This is a genomic window from Williamsia sp. CHRR-6 (assembly GCF_018474015.1).
Lineage (GTDB): Bacteria > Actinomycetota > Actinomycetes > Mycobacteriales > Mycobacteriaceae > Williamsia_A.
In genome coordinates this window covers 471,507-484,344 of the sequence record NZ_JAHCSG010000004.1, presented here as the reverse complement: position 1 = coordinate 484,344, position 12,838 = coordinate 471,507, and the positions used below count along the sequence as shown (strand labels likewise).

7 protein-coding genes are annotated in these 12,838 nt (G+C 61.1%); all 7 read right to left on the bottom strand.

Features of this window, described 5'->3' with window-relative positions:
* Positions 1–128: 128 nt before the first annotated feature.
* A complete protein-coding gene (locus KIK15_RS13750) occupies positions 129–1,106 on the bottom strand; it encodes an AAA family ATPase (RefSeq protein WP_214245252.1) in 978 nt (325 codons plus the stop codon).
* 344 nt (positions 1,107–1,450) lie between these two features.
* On the bottom strand, positions 1,451–3,745 hold the full coding sequence (locus tag KIK15_RS13745) for an AAA family ATPase (RefSeq protein ID WP_214245251.1): 2,295 nt from the start codon (positions 3,743–3,745) through the stop codon (positions 1,451–1,453).
* Positions 3,746–3,888: 143 nt separating this feature from the next.
* Complete coding sequence (locus KIK15_RS13740) at positions 3,889–7,008, bottom strand: type I restriction endonuclease subunit R (RefSeq protein ID WP_214245250.1); 3,120 nt, start codon at positions 7,006–7,008, stop codon at positions 3,889–3,891.
* A gap of 3 nt (positions 7,009–7,011) precedes the next feature.
* Entirely contained in the window at positions 7,012–8,169 is a 1,158-nt protein-coding gene (locus tag KIK15_RS13735; protein WP_214245249.1) for a restriction endonuclease subunit S, read from the bottom strand.
* Positions 8,166–9,902 (bottom strand): class I SAM-dependent DNA methyltransferase, encoded by a 1,737-nt coding sequence (locus KIK15_RS13730; RefSeq protein WP_214245248.1) that lies wholly within the window; start codon positions 9,900–9,902, stop codon positions 8,166–8,168. The genes KIK15_RS13735 and KIK15_RS13730 overlap by 4 nt, the downstream gene beginning before the upstream one ends.
* Positions 9,903–9,978: 76 nt before the next feature.
* The gene (locus tag KIK15_RS13725) at positions 9,979–12,066 is read right to left on the bottom strand and encodes an N-6 DNA methylase (RefSeq protein ID WP_214245247.1); all 2,088 of its coding nucleotides are present in this window, start codon (positions 12,064–12,066) and stop codon (positions 9,979–9,981) included.
* Positions 12,066–12,581, bottom strand: a complete 516-nt coding sequence (locus KIK15_RS13720) for an NYN domain-containing protein (RefSeq protein ID WP_214245246.1) — start codon at positions 12,579–12,581, stop codon at positions 12,066–12,068. The genes KIK15_RS13725 and KIK15_RS13720 overlap by 1 nt, the downstream gene beginning before the upstream one ends.
* Between the last annotated feature and the right edge of the window lie 257 nt (positions 12,582–12,838).

The following is a 12,838-nucleotide window of genomic DNA, read 5'->3' as shown; positions in this document are numbered from 1 at the left end:
CCGCGCGCGGGCATCCGGATCGGTGAATTGAGCTCGTCCCCCGCCTCCACGACGTGGCGGTATCGCGCGGGGTGGGGTAACGCGCCCCAAGATCACCGGTCGGGTCGAGGCGCGCTCTTCAGGCGCCATTACCCGTCTTCAGCGCCGGCTCGCGCGGACCATTGTTTAAGAACCTGCTGGGTAACCGCCGTGTCGTCCGGCTCAGGACCCGACAGGATCGAACGTCGCTGAACGTCGAGTGCGAACTCTTCCAACTCAGCGAAGCTGACCCGACCAAGCCGATCCGCGATGGTTCGCGGCGTCAGACCCAAGCGGATTCCGGACTTGGCAGACCAAGCTTGTAGCCATTCAACCTTCCCCGCCCGAGTTGGGTGCGGGAGGTTGAGCCTCAGTTGCATCCGGCGCCAAACCGCTCGGTCCAACAACTCGGCGTGGTTGGTCGCCGCTATCACCACCACATGGCTAGGTAGACGATCAACCTGCAACAGCAAAGAGCTGACTACGCGCTTGATCTCGCCCGTTTCGTGTGTGTCTCCGCGTTCCTTAGCGACCACGTCGAATTCATCGAAGAATAAGACGCAGGGACGAACACGCACTGCGTCGAAGAGTGCTTCCATCCGCGACGCAGTTTCGCCGAGAAAGCTCCCGATCAGACCCTCGTAGCGAACGCTGAGCAGCGGCACGGCGAGTTCGGTGGCGACCGCTTCCGCCAAGGACGTCTTGCCACCACCGGGAGGGCCCACGAGCAAGACGCGGTGCCGAGGTTCGACCCCATGGCTGCGCAACAGATCGCGTCGATAGTGTTCCTCGGTTAGCTGCCCGACGGCGTGGCGTACCTCGGATGGTAGGACCAACTCCGATACACGGCGCTCCGGCTCTTGCTCGAAGAACAAGCCTCTAGTCGCCTCGTTGCGGCTCAGCGCCGTCACACTCGATGAAGACTGGGGCCGCTTTCGGCGCAGCGCCTCGGTGAGCTGCGAAGCGAGAACATTGTGCCGCTTGTTTTCCTCCTCGGCGATCAATGCCTCCGCAGCACGCCTGAACGCGAGGTCGTCACCACCCGCACCCGATTGGACGAGTGCTAGGAGCAGGTCTGCACGTGCCATGGCCCTTGTTCTCCTCAACCTGCGCGGCAGTCACCGTTCGAGACATCTTACCGAGAACTCGCGCGCATGCCGGCAAACTTGGCCGACCAGCGCCCGGGCAAACGTACTGGACTCAGCGGGGTTGCTGGCCGCGCTCACCCGTTCGCCCCCGCCTCACGTTCGGCCCAGCGCTTATCGTTTTCAGCCGAGCCCTAGTAAACAGAGCGGAACACCGCATCAGACAGCCCGAGCAAGCCGGGTCTGATGCACAACCACGCCACAGTTTGTCCTGCCCCCATCGGTAAGAAACCAGACTGACAGGTTCGGGGGCGAAGATCAGCAGGTGTCCACCAGCCGACGCCCTGTCAGGGTTCCTGCTGCACCGCATTCGTCGCTCCGTAGCTGAGAGTGAAAAGCCGATCCCTGAATAGGTCCGGTTCATCAAGCATCGAGCGAGGATCGTCGGCCAGTTTGAAGTCGCGGTGGATGGAGCGCATTCCTTGCAGCACCGCATCGGCCTCGGCTGCTTCGAGGGGAAGCTGGGCCTGCAACGACTCCAGCAACGACACCGCATCGGTCTTGCGGATCCTCCCCGGATGGTCCTGAATGAAGTTCTTCCGAAGCCGGTTGATGACGGTCGAGATCCTTGCCTGTGCATGGTCGCGCATGGCCTCGCGTTGCCTCATCTCGATGTGCGCGAGTACCGGTTGAAAATTCTTGTACAACTCCTGTTGCCGCTCGAGGTCGGCGTCCTTGGCCAGCGCAAGATCCATCACACTTCGCGCGAAGGGCACCTTCTCGAGCTCAAGCGGCCGACCCAGTTCGCCCGTGGCGCTGGCAGCGATGGTGGCGTCTTTCAGCAACTTGAAGAGCCGCTGTCCACCTCTTGGTTTCACGTCGACCCATGCGGACCTGAAAGCCCCTGCCTGGTCGGCGGGCAGCACCGCGTCCGCGATCCGCTTAACGGCTTCGTTGGCGAACGCGACGGGAACGAGGTCCTCAAGTTCGACAGTTCCTGGGCGCCGCTCGCCGTCTACTGTGTCAGCCACGGTGAACACCAGCGACGTCGGCAATAGTCCCTTCATCGCCTTCACGTCCTCGATCGCCGCCCGGCCCTCATCGTCGTCGTCAACCATGACGAGCACTGCCGGCTTATCCTCGTCACGTCCACGAGCCAGGTGAACCATGTAGGCGATGTTGCGAGCACCTCCACACGGGACAAGGGTCAGAGTGTTCAGATCGAGCGCGTTGCCGCTAGGCGCGACTCTCCTCGCCACAGCGCTAGCCCCGGCGAGGAGAATGGGATCGGCCTGGCCTTCCAACATCAGGTTGCACGAGCTGATGAACGTCGTCTCAGCGACGAAGGCGCCCAGGGCGGATCGCAGCGGCTCGTAGTGGTTGCGCCCCGCGTTCTTGACGACCCGTGTTCCCTCCTCATTCTCGCCCTTCTCCAGAACGCGAATTCGTTCGGCGTGATTCTTGTCGATCAGGAACGGGGAGTGGGTGACGTAGACGACCTGGACCGGGACCGCCGTGTCGGTGTCCGGGTGAGCGAATGCTTCGAAGATCCGCAACAGGTCCTGTTGCCCCGAGTTCGATAGGAAGGCGTCGGGCTCGTCCATCAGCAGGATCTCGCCCTTATTTCGGTCGTGCGACATGTACTGGACGAAGTAGCTTAAGAAGTACTGGAGACCCTGACTCCTCTCCGCGAACGTGTAGTCGGTGCCCGTCCGGTCGCGGATCGTGAACACCAGATCGAAATCACGCAGCCGCAGTTGCAGGGAGAAGTCGCTGTCCTGGGTCCACCATCGTCGAAAGTTGAGACTATCGGCCAGTTTACGGTTGAATTTCTTCACGAGGGCCTCGGCGTAACCCTCTGAGATCGAGATCGCGGCTCCGAGCTCCTGGAACTCGTCCTCGGTAACTTCGGCGACGTCGAGGAGCAGCCGCCGGGCAAGATTCCACTGCTCGAGCAGCCGATCGCTGGGCGGGTCGTCGGCCCCGTCGTACACCGCCCTGACCTCGCCTGAGGGTGGAGTATCCAGCGACTCGGGGTTGCGGCGTAGGAAGGACATCCGGCCCAGCCAGCCCTCGCGGGTCCGCCCGGTCCGCGATGTGTCGCCGGCCAGGTAGGCGATCTCGACACTGTCTGGAAGCGGCACTCGTGCGTCGATTCGAAACGAACGTGGCAGCGTGAGGCCAGAGAGCATCTCGTCGACCTCGACAGACTCTTCACCGACGTACACGATCGTTCTGTCATGGAATCGGAAGAAATGGAAGGAGTCGATCGTCTCCACATTCCACTTCGCCAACGCAAGGACAGCGGTGTGCTCGTCCTCGGTGAGATCGGTGAACTCGCCACCGAACTCGGGCAGAGTCGGTGCCGCTTCCTCAGCGAATTCCGTTGAATACCTACAAAAGTCGCGCCTGACGTATCCCTCTCCGGTCAGCAGCGCCTCGATCGCGTACAGCAGCTGGCTCTTGCCCGCCTCGTTCGCGCCGACCACCGTGGTGACGTCAGGCTCCAGCGGAATGCGCACGAAGGGAAAGAACAGATCGTTATCACCCACAAGATCCCACAGGTTCGGCGTCGAGGTAGTGTCCTCCCTGCTCTTGCGCAAGTAGTCGAAATTGAACGAGCGGTAGAACCGCACGTACATAGTCGAGAGTTTCACTCGCCCCCCAAATTTCGTAGTCTTGCTCGACTCCCCGATGGTACTCCGAGGGACCGACACGACCGCCGCCGTTTGAGACAACTCGATCCTCAGCGACAACGACGCCGGCCAGCGCCGACTCCGATTACTTACTGCAACGAGATGTGCTCGGTCTCTGACGTGACGACCTGGTAGAACCACTTCGCGATGTCGGACATCAGGTGGGTGCGGCCCGGCGCGTTGGTGAAGAAGTAATCGCTCATCTTTTCGTGAGCACCTTGGTTGTCAGCGACTGCACCGGTAACCGCATCGTCGAAGTCGGGCGACTCGACGAACTGCTTAGCGGAGTTGACCTTTGCCTGCTGGACGAGCGCATGGTCGTCGAGCAGTGTTCGCAGTAACGCTTCGAGGAACGACACCTTTTGGGATTGGGTGAAGTCCTCCGACCCGAACAGGTCGTTGAGACGATCGAGAACCTGTTGGAATGCCACCATTTTCGGATCCCGCTTCTCACCCGAGCCAGCAGCAGTGACCCCGGACAACCCGACACGCACACCGAGGCCGATGTCGATTCGGCCTCGGTCAATCTGCTTGACCTGCTTGAGCACTACGTCGGACAGGTCGATGGGCGCTGTGTAGTTTTCCGACTGGATGAACCGGTCGAGAAGTCGCAGGTAGATCTGCTTCTTCTCCAACCCGGGATCGCCGTAGTCGATGATCTGCGACATGAAGTCGTAGAGGCGGACGAACGACCCGACGTCCTTGCGGAACATGTCCAGCTCCGCTAGCGCAGCCCTGTCTCCCTCGCCGCCGTTGTGAATCAGAGCCGCGGTGTACCGGTCAGCGAAGCGCTTTTGGCCCGGGCCGACCGCCCCGGCAAGAGCGCTGTTGCCCTTGCCCTTCACGAAAGATTCAGCGCACTGGTCGATCTCGACTTGGGTGTAGATCGCGGCGGTGTCGAGCTTTGCGGCGAGGTCATGCACCAAGTTCGGATCGGTCGCAGTTTCCAAGAACGCATCGGTGAAGTACGGCTCGAACGCATCTTTGATGGCGGCGGGTTCGTTGACGAAGTCCACGACCTGAGTCATGGCCGCCGTCTTCACTATCCCCGACGGGGTGCGGTAGGTGCGGTTCAGCCGAGACAGAGTCTGCACGGCCGTCACCCCGGACAAGATCCGGTCGACGTACATCGCGCAGAGCAGCGGCTGATCGAACCCGGTCTGGAACTTATTGGCGACAATCATGATTTTGTAGTCGTCTCCGCGGAACGCGGTGCGCAGATCGTGCACGCCCGGGTTCATGGTCGCTTCGGTGAAGTCATTCGGACCGGATTCGGGATCCTGCACCGCACCGGAGAACGCGACCAGGGTGCCGTAGCCGTAGCCCTTCTTGGCGATGTAGTCGTCAATCGCGAGTTTGTAGCGGACGGCGGCCTTGCGGGAGTCGGTGACGACCATGGCCTTGGCGTGACCGTCAAGTAGTGATGCGACGTTCTCGCGGAAGTGTTCGACGGATATGGCGGCCTTCTGCGAGATCGTCTGCGGGTTGAGTTTGACCCAACGCATAACTGCTTTGGTGGCTTCGTTCTGGTCTACCTCGTCACCGCCACCCGCGTTCTGCCCGATCTGGAAGGCGAGCTTGAACGAGTGATAGCCGGTCAGTACGTCGAGGATGTAGCCCTCTTCGATGGCCTGTTTCATCGTGTAGACGTGGAACGGCACCGGGTTCTCGTACGGTGCCGGCTCGCGGCCAAACAGTTCGAGGGTCTTGGCTTTTGGGGTGGCGGTGAACGCAAAGTAGGAAATGTTCTCCGATGCCGCTCGTTCAGTGGCTTCGGCGGCCAAGACGGCCTCGACGTCGATCTCTTTGCCTTCTCCGATCTCCTTGAGTTCCTCGGCGGTCAACACCGCCTTCAATTTGCCGGCGACCTGCCCAGACTGTGACGAGTGCGCTTCGTCGGCGACGACGGCGAATTTCTTGCCCTTGAGCCCCTTGTTTTCTCGGATCGTTTGCATCGCGAATGGGAACGTCTGGATGGTGACGACGATGATCAGTTTCCCGTCGGTGAGCGCCTTTGCCAGGAGCCCTGACTTCGAGGCGCCGGCTTTGGCTGCCTCGTCGCGGTCGATTGCCACGACGATGGCTTGGTCGTTGTCGATCTGCTTGATTGCGTCCTGCAGTTGAGCGTCGAGGACGTTGCGGTCAGTGACCACGATGACGGAGTCGAAGACCTTCTGGTCGTCGACCTGCAACCGGGCCATCCGGTGCGCTGTCCATGCGATCGAGTCGGTCTTGCCAGAACCTGCAGAGTGCTGGATCAGGTAGCGCTTGCCAGCGCCCTCGGTGGTGACCGCCGCGGTGAGTTCGGTGACCGCTTCCCACTGATGGAAGCGGGGAAACCGCAGCGTTGCCGACTTGCTGGTCTTCCCGCTGATCGGGTCGGTTGAGGATTCGTGCTTGATGTACATGAGCCGGCCCAAGATGTTGAGCCACGCGTCGCGCTGCAGTACCCGCTCCCAGAGGTAGGACGTTCGTGACCCGTTGGGATTCAGGGGATTCCCGGCGCCGCCTGTTTCGGAGCCGCGGTTGAACGGCAAGAAGTGCGTTTTCTCACCGGCCAACCGAGTGGTCATCCACACCTCGTCGTTCGATATCGCGAAGTGCACCAGGGCCCGCGCGCCAGCCGTGAACAACGGCTGCAGTTTCCCGGACACCGGGTCCTTTGGCAGCCGCGACGTCCGATACTGGGTGATGGCATCGGCGACAGTCTGGGTGAAATCCGTCTTGAGCTCGGCTGTAGCCACCGGCAGTCCATTGACGAAGAACACAAGATCGACCGATTGATTGCCAGCGGTTGAGAAGTGCACCTGGCGCATCACCCGCACCCTCACAGCTGCGTAGTCGGCGTTGCGCTTGGCATTCAGCGTGGACTCGGGTTTGAACACGCACGTCTGAAACTTCGCAGCCAAATGTGAGAAGCCCTTACGCAAAAGGTTTAGGGTACCGCCACCATTTTCCAACGGCAGATCGAGCACTTTCACAATCCGGTCGAGAACCTGCGCTTGCTGCTTGGCAACATCCTTCGAGCCGGGCTTGACGACCTTCTCCAACTGGTCGGGCTGGGTGTCCGCGAGCCAGCCAAGGACATCCTCGGGGAACAACGCGCGTTCCTTGTCGTACCCAGTGTCGTTCGGCGAGTACATCCAGCCGCGGGCGGCGAGATACTCGGCGATGTCCTTTTCGAATTCGATCTCGTTGTGCTGAGCCATGGCTCAGTCCACCTCCGCTCGGATGGCAATCTGCCCGGTCACCGCGGCGGCAATCAGCGCGGCACGACGCTCGCGCGCCAGCTCAATGAACCGCTCCGTCTCGGCGATGAGGGTGTCGATCTTTGTGGTCTGCTCGTCGATGCGCTCCACAATGCCGGCCTGTTCCGCGGGCGGCGGTACTGGGACCTCGACGTTCCCCATCTGGTCCCAATAAAGGCGCCACTGCGACGGGCGGATTCCGGTCGACCTTACGGCGTAGTCAGCGACCATCAGAGGGCTCCGCAGGAAAAGGTGCGCGAAACGCGGCAGCAGGCGGTTGCCGATTGGCCGCACCACTTCGTAGTCACCGCTGACGATGCCTCGATACTCCGAGACGCCCAACGACCCCTGCCACGCCTTCATCCGGTTGATGACTAGATCGCCTGGCCGCACAAGCAAGTACCGCGCGACGTTCTCGGGTGTGCGGTTGAAGTTGTCGTCGCGGGAGGACTTCGGGATAACCCCGTAGTCGCGATACACCGACAACACCTCTTCGTCCGGATGATTCGCTTCGGATGACGGCGCGAAAAGGTACTTCAGGCGGACGCGAGTTCCTGAGGCCGCTCCCGTCACCTGGTCCAAGACCGCCCGCTTGCGAACTCGGAGCATCTCGACGAGCCGCTGCTGCTCTACGGTAAGCGTGTCAATCTGGGCCGTCTCTCGGTCGAGGAAGTCGGCGATGGCATCCTGTTCATCTACGGACTCAGGTGCAGTAACCCTCATATCCATGAGCGCTGCTGCTGTGAACTTCGGCTGTGCCGATCCGGTTATGAATGGAGTCACGTCAACAGATTCGAGTCGATAGGCCCAGTAGCGCGCAGGACCTGAACGTGGCTTCAATACGTGGGCGTGGTTGTTGACCCAGTATTTCCCGGTAGCGAGGAACGCGATAGGTGTGGACCGCGAGAGCAGGTTAGCGCCATCTTCCGCAACCAGGACCAACGGTTCGTTGAACAGAAATCCGTCGATGTGATCGATTACCCCTGAAGCACCATAATAGGGGTAAGCGCCTTGTCGTCCGCCCCGCTCTTCCGCACTAAGTGGGATCCGGCGACCGTCGAGGCTCTCGACCCAGTGCTTTAGCGCTTTCTCGGACCATGAAGCCAGTGCTGGCTGACTCACCCCTCAACCTCCCGCAGCAAGTCCATGATTTTGGCAACTTGCTTCTCCAGGTCCGCGTCGATATCAGCCAGCGGTCGGGGCGGAACGTACCTGTAGAAGTGCCGAGTGAGCGGAATCTCGTAGCCTACCTTCGTTTTCGCCGTGTCGATCCACGCGTCCGGTACGTGTGGCAGGACCTCGGCGTCGAGGTACGCCTTGATCGTCGCTGCTCGGCTGGCATCGCCGTCAGTGTTACCGGCGTAGGTAAAGGGGACGTTCTCGGTGTCGCGCAGCTTAGCGTCCGGCTTCGGGTTGCCTCTCCGGTCCGTCGACACCTTCCCTGTTTGGGTCAGAAGTGGACGCTCGACCGTGACCGTCCAGTAGGCGAAGTCGTTGGCGGTAAACACCTTGGAGTACTCCGGGTCGGCTTGGTCGAACGCGTCGTAGAGCGCCAGAATCCGGTCCCGGGACTTGGCGTCGACCTCGCGCCCCTTCGCGCCGAGGTTCCTCCGCAGCTTGGTCCAGAACGAGGTGGCGTCGATCAACTGGATCTTGCCGGCACGCTCAGGACGCTTGGCGTTGTCCAGAATCCAGATGTACGTGGCAATCCCGGTGTTGAAGAACATGTTCGTCGGCAACGCAACGATCGCCTCCACCAGGTCGGATTCGAGCAGCCACTGTCTGATCAAGGAGGGACCCGACCCTGCCGCTCCGTTGAACAAGGGCGATCCGTTGAGAACAATGCCGGCGCGGCCACCTCCGTCGTGCGCTGGCCGCATCTTCGATGCCAGATGCGACAGGAACAGCATCTGTCCGTCCCCAATTGACGGTAAACCGTGTGAGAAGCGCGAATTCTGAACTAACGCCTCCTTTTTCACAGACTCCTGCGACGCCTTCCAATCCACTCCGTACGGCGGATTGGACATGCAGAAATCGAAGGTGCGATCGAAGAAGAGATCGTCGGCCAGGGTGTCGCCGAGCTTGATATTCCCCACGTCCTGTCCCTTGGCGATCATGTCGGACTTACAGATCGCGTAGGACTGGTCGTTGATCTCTTGCCCGTACAGCCGCAGCCGCGCACTGGGGTTTCGTTCGAGGAGTCTCTCCTCGGCAACGGAGAGCATGCCGCCGGTGCCCGCTGTGGGGTCATAGATAGTCCGCACAGTCCCAGGTTCGAGCAGAGCGACATTGTCCTCGGCAAACAACAAATCGACCATCAACCGGATCGCGTCACGTGGGGTGTAGTGCTCACCAGCCTCCTCGTTGGAGGCTTCCGCGAACTTATAGATGAGGTGCTCGAATAGATCCCCCATTTCGGCGTTGGACACAGCGTTGGGGTGCAAGTCCACCTCGGCGAACTGTGACGTCACGAGGTACAGCCGGTTCTTCTCGTCGAGTGTGGCGAGTTCGTTCTCGAACTTGAACCGCTCGAACACATCAATGTTGGCCGAGAACCCGGTGATGTAATCCATCAGGTTGGCGCGCAGACCCTCCGGATCCTTCAAGAGGAGCTTGAAATCGAAGGGACTCGTGTTGTAGAAGGCGAGGCCGGTCTTACGCTTCACCTGCACATCCAACGCGCCTCCGGGGTGTTTCTCGGCCAACTCACGCACCTCGTCGCGGGTGGGTTCGAGGATGCAGTCCAGACGCCTCAGGATTGTGAAGGGCAAGATCACCCCGCCGTATTGGTGTGGCTTATACACACCACGGAGCTGGTCGGCGATACCCCACACGAAGTTGCCCAGCTTGCTCAATTGACTCTCCTTCTGAAACTGCGCTTACTGTGGGTGTCGCACGAGTGTGGCACCCCAGTTCTGACGGAATGCGGGATCACTTGTTGTCGTCCATCGGCGCGTCGTACCGCACGGCGTCGAGGATCGCGGTGGCGGAAGCTGCAGCGGCCTCGGCCACCGCCGCGGCATGTCGAGCAAGTTGCTCGATCTCACGTAATGCTTCGACAAGGCGTTCCTGATCCGGCAGCGGGACTAGCGGAATTTCAAGATCCCGCAGATCAACGCGTTGAATGGACGAACCCTTCTTGAATCGTTCGTTCCAACTGCCGCACAGGCACCGTGCTACGTAGTGCGGTTCGCATTGCTTGTCATCGACGCGCAGACGATGTACGCCACTGCCGATGATTCGGCCGCCCTGCTCATCGACCACCGCCCGGACGGCATTCCAGGTCGTCACCAGCACGTCGCCGGCTCGCGTTCGTTCGTCGCGTCCGCCTGCCAGGCTTGGCTGTCCATCGGTCGGCAACTCGTCGAGCACCGGTAGCCCGTCGCGCACCTCGCTCGGCGTGATCAGCACAGCGGCATCTGCTTCGTCGAGGTCATCCCGTTTGATGCGTCCGTTCTGAATCGAGGCCACACCTAGTTGCACTAGTTCCTTCACGGTCAGGAGCCGCGGCGCTGCCGACGGTCCCTGCGGTACCGGCACTACCGCGCGATCCAACAACGAGGCGAGTGCGTTCTGGAGAACACGCTGCGAGTCGGAGAGACGAGCCGCCACGTCCTTCGGATCGGAGCCAGGTGTTTGTACCCAGCGCCGAGGATCGAGCTGTGCGTCATCAGCGAGCAGGTCCAACGTTGTGACCAGTGCATACGGCGGCGCGTCGACCGCCGATCCGTTTAGGCAGTCGTCTAGCCACGAAAGTACGTGTGTCTCAGGACTCTCCGCCGCCGAAGCGTCAATCAGTAAGACGTCAACCGTGTTGGACGGATGGTCCGCCTGCCGCAATACCCATAGTGCTACCGGAATAGTAGTGTGCGGCAGCATCTTTGGGGGTAGCAGAATGACGGCTTCGATCCAGCCTGATCGGAGCAGTTCGGCGCGGATCGCGGTGCTGCTGCCACGCGCCGTCAACGGTGCCATGGATGTGACGACGTATGCACTCCCATCCGGCTTCAAGTGAGCAATTGCGTGCTGAAGCCAGGCCAACTCGGAGTTGTTCGCGGGCGGTATGCCGAAGGCCCAACGCGGATCCGCGATGTTCTGGGAGCGCGACCAGTCCATACCAAACGGAGGTTCAGCGACGACGGTGTCGGCTCGAAGATCTGGGGCAGGGTCTTCGAGCAGCACGTCGGCACACTCGAACTCGGCGTTCAGCTCATGCAGGAAGCTGCGCATGCGAGCAATCCGAATGGCGCGCACATTGATGTCGTGGCCGACCAAGCGAACACCCCCCGCGCGTTTCGTCCGCGTCCGAATGAGTGCCTCAGCAATCCCGCATGCGGGGTCATAGACGAGGCCCTTGGTCGACGATGCGAGGCTCGAAAGGAGTTCCGATACGCGCGAGTTCACAATCCCGTGTTCGCCGACTCCGTACCCGGCGGCGCGACCGCGTTCACCGCTTCCGCGTCGGAGCACCTCGTCTGCCGCAACCGCCAAGCGGTCAGGCTCGATCCCGTCAACGGCGCTCACCACGGCCGCGATCGGGAGTGTGTCGAGCCGCCCGTTTGTCTCCCGCTCAACATCATCGAGGGTTGAAAGAATGTCGTCCCACTGCGCGTCGGTCGCAATCCGCCGCAGTACATCCGCTGTTTGAGACGGACTGGCTGCCGCTATAAGCCTCCAATTCGCGTCGGCGGCTTCTAGCGACAGCTTCTTTGCACAACACAGGGCTAGAGCGAGCTCACCCGCTACCGAACCCGATACACGTCCCCGCAGCACGTTCAACGAATGCGAAAGCGCCGCCAGACCGCTGTCGCGTTGTATCTGGATCTCCGGCTTCGTTTCAGCAAGCCAAGCGATGACTTTATCCAGGTCGTACAGCGGCTTGGTCGCTGACTCCGGCGCCGGATCTGGAAATGGCGGATCGCTCGGCCGCTTCCTCCAGTTGGTGACTGCTCCTCGCGTGACGCCCGCCAGGTCTGCGATCTCGCTCGGAGTGAGCAGCACCCCTGCCGATTCACCCATCAGGCCACATCCATGTTCGACACGGCTGCGACAGATCGCGGCGACGGCTGCTCGGGAAGTAGCCTGACCTCTGCGGCAGCGAGCTCCAGCCGCCGAGACAAACCGCTGGCGTGTGCAACCACAGTTGTCGTCACTCCCCGCGCAGCGAGTTCAGCAATCGCGTGCGTGAAAATTCCGTCGCCCGACACCAGTACGACTTCGGTAAAGCGGTCGGCGATGTTTTCGCTAAGCACTTCAAGCAAGGCCAAATCTGCGCCGTTCTGTCCTGGACGCATGACGTACCTGACGCTCTTCCATACGCAGGCGAGGTCCAGCAATCCAGTTGGACCAACGCCGATCACAACCTGATCACCAGACTGCGCCGGGACGCACTCACCTACTACGGCCTTGGCCCATGAGACGTAACCGCGGACAGCAGATAGACCACCGACAACATTTTCGATATCGATCAGGACGATCCGGCGCTTAGCGGTCTTGCGGCCCTTGGCGTCCTTGAGAGTTTCCGTGAATCGCATGTCAGAAGATTCGCACGTAGTTGCCGCACCTGTCAAGTGCCTATGCGGTTCACGTCATCTGTGAATTTAAGGTAGGTATCTCGGCCGCCCTACCGTGCTTTCTGGTGGCTGTCGCAGCGTGCGCGCTTCTCCGATGCGTTGAGTTGAGGGTCCTTCAACGGGAGACGGCTCCGCCGGTGTGGCCGCGGCGACCCGGTGGCAGCGTCGTTCCAGGCGGCCAGGATCGTCGATTCCTTGTCTGCAGCTGCAGGCATGCC

Excerpts from the sequence above, each read along its gene's own strand:
- KIK15_RS13750 (WP_214245252.1), bottom strand. The coding sequence starts at position 1,106 with ATGGCACGTGCAGACCTGCTCCTAGCACTCGTCCAATCGGGTGCGGGT.
- KIK15_RS13745 (WP_214245251.1), bottom strand. The coding sequence starts at position 3,745 with ATGTACGTGCGGTTCTACCGCTCGTTCAATTTCGACTACTTGCGCAAG.
- KIK15_RS13740 (WP_214245250.1), bottom strand. The coding sequence starts at position 7,008 with ATGGCTCAGCACAACGAGATCGAATTCGAAAAGGACATCGCCGAGTAT.
- KIK15_RS13725 (WP_214245247.1), bottom strand. The coding sequence starts at position 12,066 with ATGGGTGAATCGGCAGGGGTGCTGCTCACTCCGAGCGAGATCGCAGAC.
- KIK15_RS13720 (WP_214245246.1), bottom strand. The coding sequence starts at position 12,581 with ATGCGATTCACGGAAACTCTCAAGGACGCCAAGGGCCGCAAGACCGCT.